The following is a 21648-nucleotide window of genomic DNA, read 5'->3' on the forward strand; positions in this document are numbered from 1 at the left end:
TTTAACATAGCCGAAAATTAAGCCCCACGTTATGTTATTAAAAACAACAATAAAAGCAGTTGCAGCAAGCCTATTTGCAATTGCCTCCTTAAGTGCATCCGCACAAACAAAAACCGGTTTCCGCATCCTTAAAAGCCATAGCATAAAAAGCGCAGGCGGTTGGGATTATGTTACCGTTGATGCCGCCGAAAAAAAGATATATGTATCGCACGGTACGCAGGTAAACATCCTGAGCACGGCCACCGGCGACTCTGTTGGTGTTATACCCAATACCAACGGCGTGCATGGTATAGCGCTGGTAAAAGGGCTAAAGAAAGGCTACACCAGTAACGGCCGCGATAACAGTTGCACCGTATTTAATCTGGATGACAATACCGAGATAACTAAAATATCGGTAGGCACAAACCCCGATGCCATTTTTTTTGATGAGTTTTCTAACCGGGTGTATGCCTTTAATGGCCGCAGCAACGATGCCTCGGTGATAGACCCGGCTACGGATAAAGTAGTAGCAACCATTCCGCTGGCTGGTAAGCCCGAAACCGGCGTGTCCGACGGCAAAGGGAAGGTGTTCGTAAACTCCGAAACTACCAACGAGGTTGTGGTGATAGATGCCCAATCGTACAAAGTAACTGCCCGCTACAAAATAAACGATGGCAACGAACCATCGGGCCTGGCTATTGATAGGGCTACTAACCGCCTTTTTGTTGGCTGCGGCGGTAACCAAACTCTGGTTGTAATGGATGCCACCAACGGGAAGAACCTGGCAAAATTCCACATCGGCGATTGCGACGGCGTAGCCTTCGACCCCATGCTGAAGCTGGCTTATACCTCTAACGACGAAGGCACCATATCGGTAATAAAAGAATTGAACGCCAACAAATTTTTATTTGTAGAGAATATTAAAAGCGAGAAAGGCGCTCGGACCATAGGTATTGATATACTTACCCACCACCTGTTTTTACCTACTGCAAAACTGGAGCCAGTTGCCCCAACTGCCGAGAATGCCAACCCACGCCCTAAAATGGTGCCCGGTACTTTTCACATATTAGAAGTTGGTAAATAAGCCTACGATTGTTTTAACGGAAGCGGCCTAAGGTGTAAATTTTGGGCCGCTTTTATTTTGTAGTCAATAAAAAAGGCCGCCTGTTTAGGGGCGGCCTTAATGTCCTGGGGGCGTGGACGTTGTTACGCGTTTATAGCGCCTATGCGTTTCAATAATTTACGGTTCTCGCGTTTGTGTATAAAACGGTTTACGATAGCATAAATTACAGGCAGTATCAGTAAGGTAAGGATGGTTGAAGTAACCAAACCACCAATTACCACAATGGCCAAAGGTTTTTGCGTTTCTGAACCTATACCGGTTGATATAGCTGCCGGCATTAAACCGATAGCGGCCATCAAGGCGGTCATCACTACAGGGCGAACGCGCGATATTACACCGGTTAATATAGCCTCATCTAAAGGCATGCCTGCTTCAAGGTTCTTTTTGAAAACCGAGATCAGGATAACCCCGTTCTGTATACACACCCCGAACAAGGCTATAAACCCGATACCTGCCGATATACTGAAGTTGATACCCGTAATGTGCAGGGCAAGTATACCGCCAATAAGCGCGAACGGCACATTCATGATAACCAGCAGCGCATCTTTTGCGTTGCCGAACATCATGTAAAGGATAAGGAATATTACCAGCAAGCAAATTGGTACCACGCGCGATAGTGTTTTCGAAGCACGTATCTGGTTCTCAAATTCGCCGTTCCAGGTAAAGCTATAACCTTTATCGAGTTTTACGGCAGCATTTACTTTTTGCTGCGCCTCGGCAATGGTGCTGCCCAGGTCGCGGCCACGTACCGAGAATTTTACGGCAATGTAGCGGGTGTTGTTATCCCTGAAGATGAACGCCGGACCGGTTATCTCCTTAATGGTCGATATCTCTTTCAGCGATATTTTTGAGCCGTTAAGCGTTGGCACCATCAGGTTTTGTATTTTATCGTCGTTATCGCGGTATTGCGGCTGGTAACGTATACGGATATCGAACTTGCGTTCGCCCTCGTACAACTGCGATGCTGCTTTACCACCTATCGCCATTTCAATTACGGCATTGGCATCGGCAGTTGATACACCGTAAAGGGCCATCTTACGCTGATCTAATTCTATCCTGAATTCCGGCTGACCCAGGTTGCGCAGCACACCAAGGTCGTCAACGCCTTTAATATCTTTCAGCACCTTCATTACGGCATCGGCCTTACGGTCGAGTTCGTTAAAATCGGGGCCGAAAATTTTTACGGCCATACTGGCGTTCACGCCTGCCACGGCCTCGTCAACGTTATCGCGTATAGGTTGCGAGTAGTTGAACACTATACCGGGCAGCTTTTTCAGTTGGGTGTCCATCTGGTCTATAAGCGCTTCTTCGGTAAGCCCCTTTGGCCATTCTTTCTTGTTCTTTAAGTCAACCTGTATCTGTACGTTAAAGAAGCTCTTAGGGTCGGTACCGTCGTTGGTGCGGCCCACTTGCGCAAGGGTTTGTTTCACCTCGGGGAACTTCTCCAGTATCTGCATCATTTTCTGGTTAACTTCTTCGGCCTGGTTAAGCGATACGCTCATAGGCAGTTCAGCCTCTACCCAAAGTGCACCCTCGTTCAGATCAGGTAAAAACTCGGTACCCAGGAATTTTGCAGAGAAAAAGGTTAGCCCCATAAATGCAAAGGCGATAATAAGGCTCAGCTTTTGGTTTTTATAGGTGAAACCAAACATGCGGCGTATACCATTCTCGAAGAAGATAACCACGCGGTTGTGTTTCTCTTTTACATTCTTTTTAAGCAATATGCTCGATAGGGCGGGCACCAGTGTAAGCGTAAACAACAGCGCACCCAGCAAAGCAAAGCCTAAGGTATAGGCCAACGGCGAGAACATTTTACCCTCTACCTTTTGGAAGGCGAAGATGGGCACCAAACAGGTGATGATGATGAGCTTGGAGAAGAAGATGGCCTTGCCCATTTCGGCACCCACGTTTTTGAACAGGCCGAGCTTGGCCAGCCCGTTAAACTTCTGCATGCCTACCTCTTTGGCCTTATGGTCCAGCGCGACAAATATCCCTTCAACCATTACCACCGCACCATCTATAATAATACCGAAGTCGACAGCACCCATTGATAGCAGGTTGGCCGTCATGCCCTTAATGCGCATACATATAAAGGCGAACAATAGGGCAAGCGGGATAATGATGGCCACGGTTAATGTGGTCCTCCAATCGGCCATGAACAGGAATACGATAACCGTTACCAGTATAATACCCTCGCACAGGTTATGGATAACCGTTTCGGTACAAAAATCCATCAGGTTAGTACGGTCGTAAAAGGTATCAATCTTTACGCCGGGGGGTAGTATATTATCATTTAGGTCGGCAACTTTGTCGCGTATGCGCTGTAACACTTCGGCTGGGTTTTCGCCTTTGCGCATTACAATGATGCCCTCTATTACATCCTTTTGGCGGTCGCGGCTTACCTGGCCCAAGCGTGGTAGCCCGCCTTCTTTTATATCGGCAACGTTTCGCGCCAGTATTGGCACATTGTTTACGTTTTTGATGATGATATTTTCTATCTCGCTAATGTTGTTTATCAAACCAATACCGCGCACTACAAAGGCCTGGCCGTTTTTCTCTATCACATCGCCGCCTACGTTAATGTTGCTGCGGTTAATGGCGCTGTAAACATCCAGCGAGGTAAGCCCATATTTTTGCAGCAGGGCAGGGTTTACACTCACCTCGTAAGTTTTCTCCTCGCCGCCAAAGCTGTTCACATCAGCTACGCCGGGTATGGCTTTAAACTGGCGGTCTAATATCCAATCCTGTATAGCGGTAAGTTCGTGGAGAGATCTGGTTTTGCTTTTCAGCGTGTAGCGGTAAATTTCGCCGGTAGGGCCATATGGCGGCTCTACTTCGGGTTTTACGCCGTCGGGCAGGTCGGCATTGCCCAGGCGGCTAAGTACCTGCTGGCGCGCAAAGGCATCATCCACATCATCGTCGAAGATAATGCGCACGTAGGATAGGCCGAATGCCGACGTGGTGCGCAGGTTCACCTTTTTTTGTACCGAGTTTAAAACGGTCTCCATAGGTATGGTGATCATTTTCTCCACTTCCTCGGCGCTGCGGCCCGGCCATTGAGCTATAATAATTATCTGCGTATTGGTAACATCGGGGAAGGTTTCGATAGGGGTATTGGAATAGCTCCAAACACCCAGTATGGCCAACACACCGGTAAGGAAGAACACCATCGCCCGGTGCCTGAGCGAAAAGTGTATAATATTTTTAATGAGCTTGTTCATTTGCTTCAAATTGGGCAGCTATGCAGCTTGCCGGTAAATACAATTGTGTAACAGGGGCTTGGTGTGGCTTAATCTTCGGTTAAGGCGTTATAAAGCAATAATTGGCCTTTTGATATTACCTTATCGCCGGGTTTAAGGCCCGATGCGATGTAAGTGATATTGTCCACTGTTTTTATTACGTTCACCTCGCGCACCTGCAGGTTGCAATTAGTGTTATAAACCACCACGAAATTCTGGCTGTTATCAAATATCACTGCCGACGAAGGGATAGCTACCGAGCTGCCCGGCTCGCTGTTGGTAATAAGTACATTGGTAAACATCTCGGGCTTCAGCAGCATATCGGTGTTTTGCAGCGCCACGCGTACTTTCATTACTTTGTTATCGGGGTCTAATACAGAGCTTACTTCATCTACCTTGCCGGTGAAAACTTTATCGGGGTAGGCCAGGGTGGTAATGCGGGCATCGTAGCCTTTTTTCACTTTGGCAATATCGGTTTCAAAAACGTTGGCCCATATCCATACATCTTTCATGTTTGATATAGTGAACAAGCTGCTGCTATTATCTGGGCGGATGAAGTTGCCTGCAGTGATATTCTTTTCTACAATGTAGCCATCGCCGGGAGCTTTTATAACCAGTGTACCGCTGGCGTTGGTATTGCCGCCGCCGTTAATGGCTATCTGCTGCTGCACTTTGCTGTTAGATGCAAGGGCTTTATTGTAGTTCTCTTTAGCTTCGGTATAGTCGCGTTCGCTGCTGATGCCGTTTTTGTACAGGTATTCGGCCTGCTCTAACTGGCGTTTGCTGATGGCTACATCGGCTTTGGTTGATGTAAGGTCGGTATAGTTACCCGCAACGTCGGCACTGCGCAGTACGGCAAGGGTTTGGCCTTTGCTCACTTTATCGCCAAGGGATACCTTAACTTCCATTACCTGCCCGCTGGTAAACGGGAATACTTTTACCACCTTGTTATCATCAAAAGATACCTCGCCCGAAAGGGAAAGCTCGTCTTTCATTTGCGTGGTTTTGGCGGTATCAATAGTTATGATCTTGGCCATCGAGTCGCTGATGCAAACCTGTTTGCTCTCCATGGTGCCGGTTTTATTTTCCTGGCAGGCGGTAAGGGATAGTAGGCCCGCTGCCATATATATCAATTCTTTTTTCATCGTGTTATATGCTGAATGTTGCTGTTTTCGGGTTTAATTATAATGGAGCTACCACGGTAGTGCCAACGGCAAAGTTGAGGTCGGCAATGGCTTTTTGCAGGTTAAGCTGCTGCTGTAGTATTTTCAGTTTGGTTTCGCGGTACGTGTCGAAAAAGTCTATAAACTCTTGCAAGCCCACCTGCTTTTGCTGAAAGCTTTTTTGCATGCTGTTGTACAGCTGATCATACTTATTATAAAAGTCAGTTTCCTTGGTGCTCAGCAATTGCTGGCTCAGGTTGTACTGGTTCACGGCTGAGTATACATCGTTCTTTAGCTGCAATTCGTTGTTTTGCAGGGTGTATTCCTGGCTTTGGGCGGCCAATTTGGCGTTTTTAATATTGCCCTGGTTGCGGTTAAAAATAGGAAGCGGCAGGCTTATTTGCAGGCCTACGTAGTTGTTGGCGTAACTGCTGTGCTGGTCGTAACTGCCGCCAATGGTAATATCTGGCACGGCCATGGCTTTTTGCAGGGCCAGGTTGTGCTGGTTTTGGTCCAGTTGGTAGCGGTTGGCCAAATAATCGCCGCGCAAGGTTTTGGCCTGGTCGGCAAGGGTAGCGGCGTTAAGCGTAGTATCGCTGTTATTGAATGTGATCAGCGGCGAAATAAATTGGGTTTCGTTGGCGGCCAGCAGGGTTTTTAGTTCGCTTTGCAGCTCGTTTATTTGGCGGTCTATCTCTACCAGGTCGTTCTGTAAACCAAAGTTGAGCGCTTTTAAGCGGATAACATCTTTAAGCGAGTTGTTGCCCGCCTGGTACGATTTCTCGATGGCGTTTACCATATTGGTTGCCGATGTTATTTCGGTTTGGTAAACCTTGCGCTGATCCAACAGATTGGCCACCTGCGTAAAATCGAGCAGCAGGTTGTAACGCAGGTTGCGCATCAGGTCGTTAAACTGGGCTTGCTGTATCTGCACGCCGTCCTGTGCTATTTGTATTTGCTTGCCGCGTTTGCCGGCAGTTTTTATTAGCTGGCTTAGCTGCACAAATACCTGCCCGCCGCCATTGCTGTGGTCGAAGTATTTTTTTGTGGCATCGGTAATGTTTTGGTCGGTGCTTAGGTTGGGGTTGTCCCAAAGCTTGGCTTGCTTCACTAATGCCTGGGCGGCATCAACGTTATACTTTTGGGCAAGCAGGCTCAGGTTTTTGTCGAGGAAGGCTTTTTCAGCCTCCTTAAAGCTCATCTTCACCGTATCGGTTTGCTGGGCTTTTGCCCCCTGCGCCATCGCAAAAGCGAGGCCCAAAAGAGCTATGGTTTTTATGTGACCGGTTCTCATTTGTTCGAAAAATTTGATGATACAAACCTATTCTACCCAAATTAGACGCACATTAAAACCAAATTAGATTAGCATTAGAATTGGTTTTGGCTATTGTGCGTTAAAAACTCAACAGTAAAAGTGCTGCCCTTGCCGGGTTTTGATGCTACTTTTATACTGCCTTTGAACAACTCGATGATCTTATGAGCGATGTAAAGCCCAATGCCGCTGCCGGAGATAGAGCGGTCTTTATTTACCCTGAAAAACGGGCGGAAAATTTTTTCGATATCTTCTTTGCTGATACCCTGCCCTTTATCTGTTATGCCGATGCGAATGGCATTTGTATTTGCTTCGAAACCCAAAACTACGGGCTGCCCCGCCGAGTACTTAAATGCATTATCAATAATATTATTCAGCGCTATAAATAGCATTGATTTATGCGCCGGCATCGTGAGCAGCGATTCATCCTCGGGCAGGTTATTCAACTTTATTTGCAGCTGGCCCGGGCCTTTTTTGTTTGCCCAATATTCTTCCAGCTCCCAAAGCAGTTCGTCAACGCGGATGGGGGTGAGGGCGGCGCGGGTATAGTTAAGGTCTACCTGGGCCAGTTCCATCAGGCTGGTTATGGTTTCCTGCAGGCGGGCGCCATCATTAGCAATAGAGTGCAGCACCCGTTCGTACTCGGCCATGTTGCGCTTTTTGTTCAGGGCAACATCTACCTCGCCCATAATACTGGTAAGCGGGGTGCGTAACTCGTGCGAGGCATTGGCCACAAAGGTTTGCTGTAGTTCAAACGCGTTTTGCAGATGCTCCAACAAACGATTAAAGTTGTTCACCAGTTCGGCTATTTCGTCTTTCGTGTTTACTTCATCAACACGCAAGTGCAGGTTGCTGGCCTGTATATTGCTTATCTGCTTAACCAAATTATCAACCGGCGAGAGTGCCTTTTGCGCAAATATCCGGCCGGCAAAAAATAACCCTATCCCGAAAATGAAGAATAACACGGTGGTTATTTTGGCGAGCACAATGGTGCGGTGCCGTAAATTGGCATCAACGGCCGATGCTAATATTACGTAGTTGCCCTGGTTATCGTGATAGTATTTGCCAAAAACTTTACGAGGGCCTTCTTCATATTCAATATAGCCGTCGCGGCGCACCTGCTCTATGATATCCTTCGTCCAGTAAATATTGCTTTCGGTGTTAAAAGCCGAGAGGTTGTAGTCGTCGTAAATTTTCATCACCTCGTCGGGCAAGCGCTCGAGGTATTTTTGCTGAACACGGATGAGTGAGTCAGAGGTTAATTCATCGGCCTTCAGGTAAAACTGCGATGCCAGGTGGGTACGTTCCTGTAAGCGGTTATAAAAATCCTGCGTGAAGAAAGAGAACACCGCCACATATACCGCCACCAAAACCAGCAGCAACGCGCCGGAGCTAATGAGCGTAAAGTATAACGACAGGCGGGTTTTTATCTTCATTATTTTTTTGGGATTTCACCGATTATTTTTTGTGATTCCACCGATTTTGGTTGATTTCACCGATGTCTATCTTCTTACTCTTAGTCTTTTAGAATATAGCCCATGCCGATAACCGTGTGGATGAGCTTTTTATCGAAGCCTTTTTGGATCTTGTTGCGCAGGTAGTTCACGTACACATCTACCATGTTGGTGCCGGTATCAAAGTTGATGCCCCATACCTTCTCCATAATATATTCGCGGGAAAGCAGCTTTGCAGGGTTCCGGATGAACAGCTCCAGCAAGCTGTATTCTTTGGCCGTGAGAACAATTTGCTGGCCATCGCGTTCGGCAGTTTTGTCCCAGGTGTTCAGCTTTAAGCCGCCGAAACTAAGAATATGGTTCTCTTCTTCTGATACCTTTTTGCGGCGCAGCAGTGCCTCTATACGGGCAAGCAGTTCGTTAAAATGGAAGGGTTTTACCAGGTAATCGTCCGCGCCCGATTTTAGGCCATTTACGCGGTCGTCAATGGTTCCAAGGGCGCTCAGCATTAGTATCGGCAGCGAGGGTTGGGTTTTGCGTATCTCGCGGCAAAGGTCAATCCCACTCATGCCGGGCAGCATCACATCAAATATTACCAGGTTATAGGGTTTTTGCTGCATCATTTGCAGGGCATCTTCGGCATTGTCTATCACATCAACACCGTACTTATGCTCGGTAAGCCCCTTTTTTATAAATGATGAAACTTTGTCGTTATCCTCAACAAGGCAAATGGTATCCATAAATTACGCCCGGCCTGTTTTAACAATGCCGGGCGTAAATTTAGTTTATTGCGATGGTAAAATACAAGAGGCAACAACGGTTAACAGGTGGCTCCTCCGGAGCCGAAACCTCCTTTTTTGCGTTGGCTACAAACACGTGACTCCTCCGGAGTCGGCGTTGCCTTTTTTACGCTCCGATAGGAGCATCGTGTTTGTAGGAAAAAATACATAATGATGGCTCCAGCGGAGCCACCTGTATGGGGCATTATTTTGCCTCATGTGCGTTAAAATTATGATTCCTGTAAAATATCCTTATCAAAGTCGGCAATACAATAAGCAACAGGGGTAATGCTGCCAAAAAGCCGCCGATAACCGCTATGGCCAATGGCTGGTGCAGCTGCGCCCCGGCACCTATACCCAATGCCAATGGCATTAAGGCTATTATGGCCCCCAAAGCCGTCATTAATTTAGGGCGAAGGCGGGTTGATATAGAATAGATAATGGCCTCATCTATACTGCTGGTTTTGGCGCTTTCGCGGAATTGCCAGAAGGTGAAGATTGCATTCTCGCCAATAATACCTACGATCATAATGAGCCCGGTGTAGCTACCCACATTAAGTGGTGTGTTGGTGAGGAATAGTGCCAGCATACTGCCGCCTATGCCTAATACTGCCACCACCAATATGAGCAACGCTATCCTGAACTGCCTGAACAGGAACAGTATCACTGCAAATACTAACAGGCTGGAGGTGATCAGTATCATCAGCAACTCTTTGAACGATTGCTGCTGCTCGGCATAGGCACCGCCATAGCTTACGTGGTAACCGGGCGGTAGGGTCACCTTATCGGCAATGGCTTTTTGTATGGCGGGGATAACAGTCCCCAAATCGGCATTCTCTAAACGGGCGGTAATTACACCCATGGCCTGCAGGTTTTCGCGTTCTACCTCGGCGTCGCCGGGGTGCAGTTCAACTGTGGCCAGCGATGTTATAGGTATCAGCCTGCCATCGGGCAAAAATATACTTAGGTTTTTCAGCCCTGCAACATCCTGCTTGCGGTTGCTCGGGTACACCATGCGGATTGGCGACTGCTGCTCCCGCTCGAACAAGGTGCCTATCACATTCCCCTCCAATGCCGACTGTACCTGCGTTTGCAGCGCGGCAGGGGTAAGGTTGTATTGCGCCAATTTGGTATAGTCGGGCACCACATTTACCGAGGGGCCGGCTATTACGATACCGTCAAATACGTCGGCTGTACCGTGGGTATTGGTAGCAATATCGGCTATCTGCTTAGATAGTGCCTGTAGCTTTGCCTGGTCGTCGCCGAATACTTTAATTTCAATAGGCTGGGTGGAGGCCATCAGATCCCCCAGCATATCTCCGATAACCTGCCCAAAATCTACCCGTAGTGCTGGTTGGGTGGCCTCTATTTGGATGCGCAGGTCGGTAATTACTTCCTCGGTTGTTTTTGTGTGTCCTTTTTTTAGTTGTATTAAGTAGTCGCCGGTATTTGGTTCGGTAATGAAAAACCCCATTTGGGTACCCGTACGGCGCGAGTAAGCGGCCACGTCGGGTTCTTTAATGATCATCTTTTCTATCTCGCGCAGCATGCGGTCTGTCTCTTCCAGCGAAGTGCCGGGCGGCGAGGTATAATCCAACACGATACTACCTTCGTCCATATCGGGCAAAAAGCCGGTTTGCAGTTTGCCGGGGATGAATACGATAACCGCCACCAGTACCAGCATCATGATAATACTGATGAAAGGGTTGAGGATGAAGAAGGATACCCAGCGTTGCTGTTTCACTTCGTGGGCTTCTTCTTTGGCTTGCTTGGCCGATTTTGGTTTATCTTTTGTAAGCAGTAGGTATATCACCGGCAAGCCTATCCAGGTTACAAAAAACGAACAGGTGAGCGTAATGATCATGGTATCGGTCATCACCTTGAAGTATGCCCCGGCAACCCCTGTCATCATCAGGAAGGGGATAAATATCACAATGGTGCTTATGGACGAGCCCACCATGGCCGGCAGCAGGTAATCTATAGCCTTTTGCAACAAGGTAAGGGTGGGTTCTTCGGGATGCTCTTCGTGGGTGCGGTGTATTTGCTCAACCACCACAATGGCATCATCAATAATTAAACCTATGGCCGCCGCAATGGCACCCAAAGTCATGATATTGAAGGTATACCCCGTAGCATACAGAATAATTAGCGTAAGGCACAATGTAACCGGTATGGTTATGAGGATGGTGGCGCTTGCCTTTAGGCTGCGCAGGAAAATAATAGCTACGATGATGGCCAGCGCCAAACCTATCCATAAACTATCGCTCACGCTTTTTATCGATTCGTTCACAAAATCGGCCTGAACATAGTAGGGCTTTATGGTAACGCCTTTGGGCAATACCTTTTGCAGGGCGGTTACCTTAGCCGTCATGGCGGCAGACAGGTCTACCAGGTTAGAGTTAGGTTGTTTTATTACCGCTATCAGTACCCCCTCGTGCCCGTTAGCGTTTATTTTGGTGTAGCCAACTGCGGGGTTTATTTGTATATCGGCAACATCTTTCAGCTGTATAACCCTTTTGCGGTTGTTGCTTACCACCAGGTTTTGCAACTGCTCGCTGGTGTTTACGCTGGCATCGGTAACGGTAAGGTACAGCATCTTATAATCGGCCATGTAGCCGTTACTTTTGATGAATGCCGTTTGCGCCATAGTATTGGTTATCATATCGGGCGTTAGGCCCAGTGCGCTCATTTTTTGGCGGTTAAGCACCAGCCAGTATTCTTTGAATTTGCCACCGATCACCCGAATTTCGGATACACCATCAACCTGCGACAAAAAGGGCTTTACCGTGTAAGTAGCCAACTGCTGTAACTCGATAGGCGAGAGGTTATGACTCTCCAGTGTATAACCGCTTACGGGTAGGATGGAGGGGTTCATTTTCTCCACGGTAACATTTACCTCCGGGGGCAGATTGTTTTTTATCTGCGCAATACGCGATTCGATGCGTTGCTGGCTCAGGTCGATATCGGCATCCCAGTTCATGAAGGCCGATATTTCGCAACTACCGCGGCTGGTGGTGCTGCGTACATAGTGAAGGCCGGGCACCTGTTTCACTGCGTTCTCCAGCGGCTTGGTAACCGTAACCATCATTTTGTTTACGGGCTGCAGGCCGGCATCGGCAATGATCTTTATTTTAGGAAAGGTAATTTCGGGGAAAAGGGATGTTTGCAGGCGCGAGTAAGCAAATGCCCCGCCCAGCAGCACAATGAACAGCACCAGGCTAACGGGCTTTTTGTGCGTTACAAAAAAATTTTCGAGCTTGTTCATGGCTTCACAATTTTAACCTTGGCGGTATCTGCCAAACCATAATTGCCGGTAACGGCTATCCTATCGTGCGCATTAAAAGTGGGCGAAATTATCTCCACCTTTCCGCCCGATTCTAACCCCTTTTTTATCGGTGTTTTGATGGCAGTGGTGTCGTTTATCAGTTTCATCACCCAAAATTCATCTTGCGTTTCGTTGGAGAGTACTGCCGATTTGGGTAGCGATGGTGCGCTGCTTTTTGCTGTTTTAATGATGAGCGCTTTGGCTACCAAATTTTCGGGGATGGGCTGTGCGCTCGCTACCTTTATTACAATTCCCTGCGTTTGCGATGCCGTATCTACCGAGGGCATGGTACTGGCAATATGGCCCGCCAGCTTTTGGCCATCGGGGAGAGTAAGGGTTAAGTTTTGGTTATTTTGCAGGGTGCGCTTTAACTCGTAGGGAAGTTGCATTACAAAGGCGAAGCTTTCGCGGTCGCTTATGGTGGCCAGTTGCTCGCCATCCTGTACGTAATCGCCAACCTGGTGCACCAGATCGCTCACATAACCACTGCGCGACGCGCGGATGTAGTTAATGCCCGAGAACTTGAAAGTAGTATCGAGCACGTTAATAGTATTACCAATGCTTTGGGCCTCCTTGGTTTTTATGGTGAACATCAGTTGCCCCTTTTCTACATAATGCCCGGGCAGTATGGCTACCTTTTGTATGTAGCCAATGGCGTTGGCTTTTACATAATTCTTCTGCATGAAAGATGAGGTGGCGTTCAGATCGATAGAATCGGCAAGGGCGCTGTTATCAATAGTGGTTACCGTGATGGGCGTTTGCGGGTTGGCCACGCTTTCTTCTTCGGCAGGCTGCCCGCTGCAACCATAGACCGATGCCATTACTGCGCAGGCAAAAAATAAAACGGCGGGTTTAAAGGGATATGTTATCATTATCTGCTCCAGTAATTAAGTTGATTTATCAATTGCAGCCTGCTAATGGTGTTTTGCGCCAGCTGGTTTTTTATGCTGAGGTAGCTGTTTATGGCCAGTATCAGGTCGGCAATTTTAAGGTCGCCGGTTTGCATCAATTGGGTATTTACTTTTATCAGGCTTTCCGAGTATTTAAACTGGTCGTTTATTTCTTTAATGAGTTTATCGTACTCATTAATCTGCTGGTTCAGCTGGTTTACCTGCTGGTTATATTGGTTCAGGTTGAAGGCTTTGTAAACCTGTTGAGTTTCCTGCTCCAGCGCCAGTTTTTTATAGGCCAGCTTTTTCTGTCCGCCATCGTAAATGGGCATGGTAAGGCTAAGCCCGGCGCTTACGCCAAAGTTTTTGTAGTAGCCGGCCATCAGGTCAGAGTTGTAGCCGCCATCGGCAAAGGCGCTTAGTTTGGGGCGGTAGCTGTAATCTACCAGTTTGCGGCTATTGGCCAGGCGAAGGCTGTCAATACGGTATTGCTTAAAAAATATACTGTTGCTACGGTCGAATACCACGCTGCGGGGCAGTTCGGGCTTGGCAATATCCGTAAGGGTGGTATCCGCAATGCCGCTCAAGTAATTTAAGGTGGCAAAGTCGGTTTTGTATTGCAGTTTGCTTTGCGATAGTTGTAGTTGCGCACCCTTCAGCGTTACCAAAAAGGTGAGGTAGTCGCTTTGGCGGTATACGTTGTTGCGGGTAAGTTTTTTTAACAGGCCTTCTTCTTTCACCAACAGGTCTACCACTTCCTGGTTAAATTGCTGTTGCTGCAGGCTGCCATAGGCGGTAATGTATTGGCCTATAATGGTGCGGCGAAGGTCCTGTTCGGATAGTTTTACACTGTTCCGTAAAGAATCCTGACTAAGGCCAATAGCGGCGAATTGCGACTTCAGGTAATCCTTACCTATAAAAGATTTGCTGACCACTACCTGTCCGTTCAGCATTTGCCCGTTGGTAATGGCCTGCGAGTAGCCGTAGCCTTTTATTACCGGCGCGTAAAGCCCGCCGGCAATTAACCCTACCTGCGGTTTAAAACCCGCACGGATGCGCACGCTATCTATCTGCGCGGCAAGCACCTGGTTGTTCAGGTCTTTTATCAGCGGGCTATTCTTTATGGCCTGCTGCACAAAATCATCCAGCGTTTTGGTTTGCCCAAAAACGGCGGTGCTGCCAAGCAATAAGGTTATAATAAATATTAGGGTATACTTCATTAGTAACGAGGTGCAAAAAGTAGGGGGCTGGCTGAGCGTAAAATTGGGGTGCAATTCTGGATAAATTTTGGATAGGGAGGCTAAACTATAGCGATGGGGTTGAAACCCATCGCTATGGGGGGAATTGCTCTCGCGTATAAAGTTTGTCATGCTGAGGGACGAAGCATCTATCGCCACCTTGCATGGTGGTTATTGCATTGTGGCTATCAGATCCTTCGCTCTCGCTCAGGATGACAAACATTTATGGGAAGCGCTTAATCCTCCGCCACTTTAATAAACTTGCCATCTTTATCGAACAGCAGATCTTTACCTTTTACTTCGGCCTCGTAGGTAACTTCGCCGGTAGCGGTTTTGGTAATTTTGGCGGCCTCTTTTATGGCTGCGCCTTTGTAATGCTCTTTTACATAGGTAGTAACGGCAGCAGGTAGCTCAGTGGCTTTTATCTCCAGTTCGCTTTCCAGCTGGGTGCCATCTGCCTTAAATACGGCCGATATTTCGCTGCTGCCTTGTTTAAAACCGGCTTCGTAATCGCTTTTTTCTTTTTCCCACTTCACGGTTTTTACGCCGGGGTAAGCGGTTTCGAATGCGCTTTTTACGGCAGCTGGTACTTTAGTTTGGGCATTGGCCGTTAGCGCAAATGCCGAGGCCAGTGCAATGGCCAGTGTAGTTTTAATGGTTTTCATTTTAGTAATTTTTTACTAAGATGAAGCCTAAATCTGGGGCTAATTGGGAAAGAATCTGGAGTAATTTAGGATAATTAAAATCCTACCGAAAAAACGTGTTTGTTGTTAATGAAGTGATAGTTGAGCCGAAAGCCATAGTTATCACACACCTGTTTGCAAATGGTTAGCCCCAGCCCAATACCTTCCGATTCGTTAGATTTATGGAATCTCTTCAGCACCTGCTCAATATCAAATGCCTGGCTGCCGGTATTGGTTATGGTAAGTTGTTGCGCCTGCAGGTTCACGGTAATTTCGCCGCCTGCGTAGTTATGGCGTATGGCATTGCTTATTAAATTGTTGAGTAGTACCTCTACAAGCAGTTTACTGGCTTTTACCTGCTTTTCGTGCAGGTTGCTTACCAGGGTGATATTTTTGCTCTGCATAATGTCCTCGTGCTGGTAGAGGCATTCTTCCAGTATTTCCATAATATCCATCTGCTCATCGCCGGTTATCAGCCCGTTCTCTATTTTTGCCAGGAGCAGCATCGATTTATTAAGGCGTGTAAGCCTGGCAACTGTTCCATAAATATCATTTAATAGTTTGCTTTGCCTGTCGGTAAATTCATCGGTTTGCAGCAAAGTATCGAGCTTGGAGTTAATGACCGATATGGGCGTCATTAACTCGTGTGAAGCATTTTCGGTAAAGCCTTTCAGGTTTTGGTAATCGTTTTTAACGCGGCCCGCCATCGCAACCAGGGCTTGGTCCAGTTCTTTGAACTCGTCAATGGTAGTGGGTGTGCTGCTTACGGCCGTTTTATCAGCCGGACTAAAGCCCTTTAGTTGCGCCAGCACTTTGTAAAATGGCTGCCAAATACTTTTCAGGATAAAGCGGTTGAGCAACGTGAGCAATACCAGCAATACCGCTATTACGCAAATGGTTATCTCGAAGATGATCTTGATAAGGTACTCTGTTTCTACCTTAGATTGTATGACCAGTATGCGGTAGTTTTTATCCTTCACCATTACCGAACTGATCAGCGCGCGACCGGCTTCCATATCCTCTTCGTCCAGCTCTTTGTAAACAGTATCAACAAAGCGGCGCTCTATCTTCTGCTCGCCCAGCGGCATAAAGGTTATTTGCTGATGGTTAGATTCGTAAACATCGGGCAGGGCGTGGTTCAGTTTTACATAGTTAAATACTTCGTTCTCTTCCAGCACCAGGTCTTTATCTATCCGGTTGGTGAGGATGTGGCTGATGGCGTAGTAATAAATAATACCCGTAACCAGCAAGGTGGCAACAGTAACGGCAATGTTTATGCTGTTAAACTTGTTCAGCAGTTTCATGCTTCGGTAAATTTGTAGCCCATACCGTAAGCGGCCTGTATATAATCCCGCGCGCCGGCTTCCACCAGTTTTTTGCGGATGTTTTTAATGTGAGAGTAAATGAAATCGAAGTTGTCTGCAATGTCAATGCTATCGCCCCAAAGGTGCTCGGCAATGGCGTTTTTAGATACTACTTTGCCCTTGTTAGCAATAAAATAAAGCAACAGCGAGTATTCCTTGCGCGTAAATTTTACGGGCTGACCGCTCACCATCACGCTTTTGGCCGAAAGGTCTATACTTATCTCATTAAATTTAAGCAGGTTGCTGCCATTGAACGATTTACGCCTCACAATAGCCGCAACGCGCGATTTTAGTTCCGACAGATGGAAAGGTTTGGTAAGGTAATCATCCGCACCCAGGTCTAATCCCGTCAGGCGGTCATCCAGCGAGTTTTTAGCCGAAATAATGAGTACGCCATCATTATGCTCGTTCTCTTTCAAGTGTTTGATAATATCCAAGCCGTTGCCACGCGGCAGGGTAAGGTCAAGTATCACGCAATCGTACCGGTACACGCTCACTTTGGCCAGCGCGGCGGTGTAGTCGGCAGCGGTTTCGCAAATGCTGTCGGTCCCGGTAAAATAGGCCTCAATGCTTTCGCGCAACCCGGCCTCGTCTTCTACTATCAATATTTTCACAATATAAAGGTAGGTGATAAAATTGTAGAAAAGTTGGATGGCGGATCGTCATCAATATAGCGATGGGTTTGAAACCCATCGCTATATTGATGCAATCGATTGAAAAATTTTCAAAAGATTAGTGTGTCTTCAACAATTATTGCCTAATTTTATTTCCGCGGCTATTCCCATCGGCCGCCAATACCAATTATAGTACTTATGAGATTTAAACTTTACGTGCCGTTTGTGTTTTTTGTGTTGTTGTATACGCGGGTTTCGGCACAGAAAGATACCTATGAGTTTTCGCGCCTGGATATTACTAACGGGTTGAGCGATAACCAGGTAAATGCTATTTATAAAGATGAAAAAGGCTTTATGTGGTTTGGTACCACATCGGGGCTTAACCGATACGATGGCTCCAAGTTCAAAATATTTAAACGCGATAACAGTAACCCTAACTCGCTGGTAGAAAACCATGTAATGCGCATAGAAGGCGGGCCCGACCATAAAATGTGGGTGTTTACGCATAACAGCATCAGCGTTTACGACCCCGAAACCGAGCGCATGAACAATAACATCGCTGCTCAAACCAAGCGCTATAATATCCCCACTGCCCAAATTACGCAGGTAAAAAAAGATGTAGAGGGCAATTATTGGTTTGTTACCAATCGCGCGGGGTTATATAAGTATAATCCTGGGACCAAAGCCACGGTATTTTACAGCACGCTGAATAGTTCGCCTGCTGTGCTGCACTCAGATAATGTTACGGCTATAGTGCCTTCGCCACAAAAAACAGTTTGGCTGATGTATGGCGATGGCGTGATAGAAGAGCTGAACCCGCAACGCCAAAAAATACAGCACACCTTTACCGCCTTTGCCGATGCTATTAACAGGGTGCCCAGCACCTACAATATGCAGATAGACCATTTAGGCAACCTTTGGTTATGCTGCTATGCTGCCCCAATAGGCGTTTACAGCTATAACACCAGCACTAACGAGTTACTGCACTACAGTAAAGATACGCCGGGGCGCAGGCTGAATGCCAACCTGATGACGGGCATTATACAGGCAGATGATAACAATATTTGGATAGGGAGCGACCACGGCGGCATCAATGTAATAAACCCGGTTACTCACGAGGTTAGCTTTATTATGAGCAAGGCCGACGATGCCAAATCGCTCAGTGGTAACAGCCTTTATTTGTATAAGGATGATACCGGCATTGTTTGGTGCGGAACTTTTAAACAGGGCATAAACTACTACCACAGCGGCATGATGCAGTTTCCGCTGTATAAACATTACGCTAACGACCCTAATACGCTTCCTTACGGCGATATCAATAGCTTTGCCGAAGATGATAAGCACAACCTTTGGATAGGCACCAACGGCAACGGATTGGTTTACTTTGATAGGGCTACCAACACCTATACCCGTTACAAGCACAACGCTGCCGACCCCAACAGCATAGCCAATGATATAGTAGTGCGCCTGCATATCGACAGAAACAAAAAACTGTGGATAGGTACTTATTTTGGAGGTTTGGACCGTTTTGACGGAGGTACGTTTACCCATTACCGCCATAACGAAAAGGATAGGTCCACAATAAGCGACGACCGTATTTATGCCATTACCGAAGATGCCGCCGGCGATATGTGGGTGGGCACTTTCTCGGGGGGCTTTAACGTATACGACGCGAAAACCAACACGTTCAAACACCCGGTTTACGCTATGAGCTCTGAGTACACGTCTATAATTTATGAAGACCGCAGCCGCAACAAATGGATAGGGCGCGATAAGGGGGTAGATGTTATAGACTATAAAACCAGCAAGGTGCGCCATTATGCATCCGAACCTAAAAACCGCAATAGCCTGGTAGGTAACGATGTAAATGCTATTACGCAAGACCGCCGCGGGCTGATATGGATAGGCACCAAAGACGGGCTGAGCATTTTAGACCCCCAAACCAACAACTTTCTGAATATAGAGGAGGGTCTTAACCTGCCGGCCAACAATGTATCTAACATAGTTGAGGATAAGCAGGGCACTATGTGGGTGAGCACCACCAACGGCCTGGCGCACATAACGCTGGATAACGTGAGCGGCAAGTATAAGTTCAGGATAAACAACTATAACGAGCAGGATGGCTTGCAGGGCAGGGCTTTTAACCTTTATGCCGCTTTGGAGTTGAAAAGCGGTGAGCTGGTTTTTGGCGGTATTAACGGGTTTAACCTTTTCGACCCCAATCGCAAGAATACCTTTAAACCTCGCCCTAATTTGGTGTTTACGGATATGCACCTTTTTAACAAAACGATTGGCGTAGGCGATGCTGTGGCGGGCGACGTAATATTAACCAAAGCGCTGTCTGAAACAAAAAAAATTACACTGGAGCATAACCAAAATGTATTTGACATAGAGTTTGCTGCCGGCGATTACTTTAACCCCGATAAGGTAAAGTTTGAATACAAGCTGGAAGGTTTCGACAAGAACTGGATAACCGTGGCCGGCAACAACCGCAAAGCCACTTACACCAACTTAGATGGTGGCGACTACGTATTTAAAGTACGTACCCAAAACGCAGGCTTCGATGATACCATTGCGCTTGATATTACGGTGAAGCCGCCCTTCCTGAAATCTCCCTTCGCGTATTTTTGCTATTTTATATTGTTGATGGGTACGCTGCTTTACGTTAGGCACCGCGGCATTATAAAACTGAAGCGCGAGTTTGAGGCCAAGCAGGATAAGATGGAGGCCGAGCGCAAAATTGCCCGCGAACGCGAAGAGGCCCGCCGTATGCACCAGCTGGATCTGATGAAGATAAAATTCTTTACCAATGTAAGCCACGAGTTCCGCACGCCGCTGTCGCTCATATTATCGCCAATTGATAACCTGATTAAAGCCAGCGATAAACCTGAACAGCAAAACCAGCTGGTAACCATCAAACGTAATGGCAAGCGGCTATTGAACCTGGTGAACCAACTGCTCGATTTTAGGAAGATGGAATACAACGAACTGAAGTTGAGCCTGAAACGTGGGGATATTATCCAGTTTACTAAAGAGGTAGCGGCATCGTTTAAGGATGTGGCGCAGCAAAAGCAAATACAGTTTTTGATAGAAAGCGATATACAATCTTACGTAATCGATTTCGACCAGGATAAAATGGAGCGTATACTGTTCAACCTGCTCTCTAACGCCTTTAAGTTTACCCCATCGGGCGGGCACATCAGCGTAATGCTGAGTATGGCGGCCGTTAACGAGCACAAAGGCGAGCAAAACCGGTTGGAGATAAAAGTGATAGATACAGGCATAGGCATCCCTAAAGAGAACCAGGAGAAGATATTCGAGCGTTTCTTTCAGGACGATATGCCCGAAAATCTGCTTAACCAGGGCAGCGGCATAGGCTTATCCATCACCAAAGAGTTTGTGAAAATGCAGGGCGGCACTATTGAGGTAGAAAGCGAGCCCGAGTACGGTAGCTGTTTCTCTATCAGCCTGCCTGTAGGTAAACAACTGCCTGCCGATGTACCTGCAATTGCCGACGAGCAGGTACAAGATGTTGAGTTGACCGTAGAGAAAAATATTGAAACGGCTCCCGGTTCGGCCAAAAAGCCGACGATTTTATTGGTGGAAGATAACGACGACCTGCGTTTCTACCTGAAGGATAACCTTAAGAACAGTTTCCACATAGTGGAGGCCGTGAATGGCAAGGATGGCTGGCAAAAAGCGCTGGCTATGCACCCTAAACTCATCGTAAGCGATATAAGCATGCCGGTTATGAACGGCACCGAGCTTTGCCGCAAAATAAAAGGCGATAGCCGCACTGCCGAGATCCCGGTATTGCTGCTCACCGCCCTGGGTACCGATGAAGACCAATTGGCCGGCCTGGATAGCGGCGCCAACGATTACATCGTAAAGCCATTCAACTTCGAGATACTGCTATCTAAAATTCATAATGCGCTGCGGATGCAAAGTACCTTCAAAAAAACCTACCAGAAACAGGTAGAAGTGAAGGCCAAAGACATTGCTGTGGTATCTGAAGATGATAAGTTTATCCGCAATGCCTTCGAATACATCGAACAAAATATCACCAACCTTAATTTCTCGGTAGAAGCGCTGGCCGCGCAACTGAACCTGAGCCGCGTATCACTTTACAAAAAAATGTTAACGCTAACGGGCAAAACGCCGGTTGATTGTATCCGAACCATACGCCTGAAACGCGCCGTACAGCTATTAGAGAAAAGCAAACTCAGCATAGCCAACGTGGCCTACGAGGTGGGCTTTAATAATGCGGCCTACTTTGCCAAGGTATTTAAAGAAGAATACGGCATACTGCCATCCGAATACATCAATAACTTGAAAAAGAACGAAAAGGAAACGGAACTGGTGTAAAATTATACAACTCCCTCCCACGGGAGGGGCGCGGCCGGGAATGTGTGCAAAGGCGGGGCGGGGTTTAGCCACAGTATTTAAACGAAGGTATATCATTTAACATTTGTATTACTCTTACAA

13 protein-coding genes are annotated in these 21648 nt (G+C 47.2%); 2 read left to right on the forward strand and 11 right to left on the reverse strand.

Annotation, left to right across the window (positions count from 1 at the left end):
• Positions 1 to 31 precede the first annotated feature (31 nt).
• Positions 32 to 1063, forward strand: a complete 1032-nt coding sequence (locus BC343_RS26905) for a YncE family protein (RefSeq protein ID WP_078350909.1) — start codon at positions 32 to 34, stop codon at positions 1061 to 1063.
• A 122-nt stretch (positions 1064 to 1185) separates the two neighbouring features.
• On the opposite strand, the gene BC343_RS26910 is transcribed toward BC343_RS26905, so the two are convergent.
• The 11 genes from BC343_RS26910 to BC343_RS26960 form a co-directional block, all read right to left on the reverse strand.
• Positions 1186 to 4323, reverse strand: coding sequence for an efflux RND transporter permease subunit (locus tag BC343_RS26910; RefSeq protein WP_078350910.1), 3138 nt, complete (start codon positions 4321 to 4323; stop codon positions 1186 to 1188).
• 68 nt (positions 4324 to 4391) lie between these two features.
• Complete coding sequence (locus tag BC343_RS26915; RefSeq protein ID WP_078350911.1) at positions 4392 to 5486, reverse strand: efflux RND transporter periplasmic adaptor subunit; 1095 nt, start codon at positions 5484 to 5486, stop codon at positions 4392 to 4394.
• A 37-nt stretch (positions 5487 to 5523) separates the two neighbouring features.
• Entirely contained in the window at positions 5524 to 6798 is a 1275-nt protein-coding gene (locus tag BC343_RS26920; protein ID WP_078350912.1) for a TolC family protein, read from the reverse strand.
• Positions 6799 to 6872: 74 nt separating this feature from the next.
• Positions 6873 to 8252, reverse strand: a complete 1380-nt coding sequence (locus BC343_RS26925) for a HAMP domain-containing sensor histidine kinase (RefSeq protein ID WP_078350913.1) — start codon at positions 8250 to 8252, stop codon at positions 6873 to 6875.
• A gap of 80 nt (positions 8253 to 8332) precedes the next feature.
• Positions 8333 to 9010, reverse strand: a complete 678-nt coding sequence (locus tag BC343_RS26930; protein ID WP_078350914.1) for a response regulator transcription factor — start codon at positions 9008 to 9010, stop codon at positions 8333 to 8335.
• Between the two features lie 244 nt (positions 9011 to 9254).
• On the reverse strand, positions 9255 to 12314 hold the full coding sequence (locus BC343_RS26935; protein WP_078350915.1) for an efflux RND transporter permease subunit: 3060 nt from the start codon (positions 12312 to 12314) through the stop codon (positions 9255 to 9257).
• Positions 12311 to 13246, reverse strand: a complete 936-nt coding sequence (locus BC343_RS26940) for an efflux RND transporter periplasmic adaptor subunit (protein ID WP_202909875.1) — start codon at positions 13244 to 13246, stop codon at positions 12311 to 12313. Before BC343_RS26940 ends, BC343_RS26935 begins: the two co-directional genes overlap by 4 nt.
• The gene (locus BC343_RS26945) at positions 13246 to 14484 is read right to left on the reverse strand and encodes a TolC family protein (RefSeq protein WP_162276952.1); all 1239 of its coding nucleotides are present in this window, start codon (positions 14482 to 14484) and stop codon (positions 13246 to 13248) included. The genes BC343_RS26940 and BC343_RS26945 overlap by 1 nt, the downstream gene beginning before the upstream one ends.
• 254 nt (positions 14485 to 14738) lie before the next feature.
• Entirely contained in the window at positions 14739 to 15167 is a 429-nt protein-coding gene (locus BC343_RS26950; protein ID WP_143822373.1) for a PepSY-like domain-containing protein, read from the reverse strand.
• A gap of 74 nt (positions 15168 to 15241) precedes the next feature.
• Positions 15242 to 16489: a sensor histidine kinase gene (locus BC343_RS26955; protein ID WP_078350917.1), complete on the reverse strand. Its 1248-nt coding sequence runs from the start codon at positions 16487 to 16489 to the stop codon at positions 15242 to 15244.
• Entirely contained in the window at positions 16486 to 17163 is a 678-nt protein-coding gene (locus BC343_RS26960) for a response regulator transcription factor (protein ID WP_078350918.1), read from the reverse strand. Before BC343_RS26960 ends, BC343_RS26955 begins: the two co-directional genes overlap by 4 nt.
• A gap of 198 nt (positions 17164 to 17361) precedes the next feature.
• Between BC343_RS26960 and BC343_RS26965 the strand changes: the two genes are divergently transcribed.
• Positions 17362 to 21528: a two-component regulator propeller domain-containing protein gene (locus BC343_RS26965; RefSeq protein ID WP_078350919.1), complete on the forward strand. Its 4167-nt coding sequence runs from the start codon at positions 17362 to 17364 to the stop codon at positions 21526 to 21528.
• Positions 21529 to 21648 lie beyond the last annotated feature (120 nt).

Source organism: Mucilaginibacter pedocola (assembly GCF_002013915.1).
Taxonomy (GTDB): Bacteria; Bacteroidota; Bacteroidia; order Sphingobacteriales; family Sphingobacteriaceae; genus Mucilaginibacter; species Mucilaginibacter pedocola.

Coding starts and splice junctions, on each gene's coding strand:
- BC343_RS26940 (WP_202909875.1), bottom strand. CDS start 13,246: ATGATAACATATCCCTTTAAACCCGCCGTTTTATTTTTTGCCTGCGCA.
- BC343_RS26955 (WP_078350917.1), bottom strand. CDS start 16,489: ATGAAACTGCTGAACAAGTTTAACAGCATAAACATTGCCGTTACTGTT.
- BC343_RS26920 (WP_078350912.1), bottom strand. CDS start 6,798: ATGAGAACCGGTCACATAAAAACCATAGCTCTTTTGGGCCTCGCTTTT.
- BC343_RS26950 (WP_143822373.1), bottom strand. CDS start 15,167: ATGAAAACCATTAAAACTACACTGGCCATTGCACTGGCCTCGGCATTT.
- BC343_RS26915 (WP_078350911.1), bottom strand. CDS start 5,486: ATGAAAAAAGAATTGATATATATGGCAGCGGGCCTACTATCCCTTACC.
- BC343_RS26945 (WP_162276952.1), bottom strand. CDS start 14,484: ATGAAGTATACCCTAATATTTATTATAACCTTATTGCTTGGCAGCACC.
- BC343_RS26910 (WP_078350910.1), bottom strand. CDS start 4,323: ATGAACAAGCTCATTAAAAATATTATACACTTTTCGCTCAGGCACCGG.
- BC343_RS26905 (WP_078350909.1), top strand. CDS start 32: ATGTTATTAAAAACAACAATAAAAGCAGTTGCAGCAAGCCTATTTGCA.
- BC343_RS26930 (WP_078350914.1), bottom strand. CDS start 9,010: ATGGATACCATTTGCCTTGTTGAGGATAACGACAAAGTTTCATCATTT.
- BC343_RS26965 (WP_078350919.1), top strand. CDS start 17,362: ATGAGATTTAAACTTTACGTGCCGTTTGTGTTTTTTGTGTTGTTGTAT.
- BC343_RS26925 (WP_078350913.1), bottom strand. CDS start 8,252: ATGAAGATAAAAACCCGCCTGTCGTTATACTTTACGCTCATTAGCTCC.
- BC343_RS26935 (WP_078350915.1), bottom strand. CDS start 12,314: ATGAACAAGCTCGAAAATTTTTTTGTAACGCACAAAAAGCCCGTTAGC.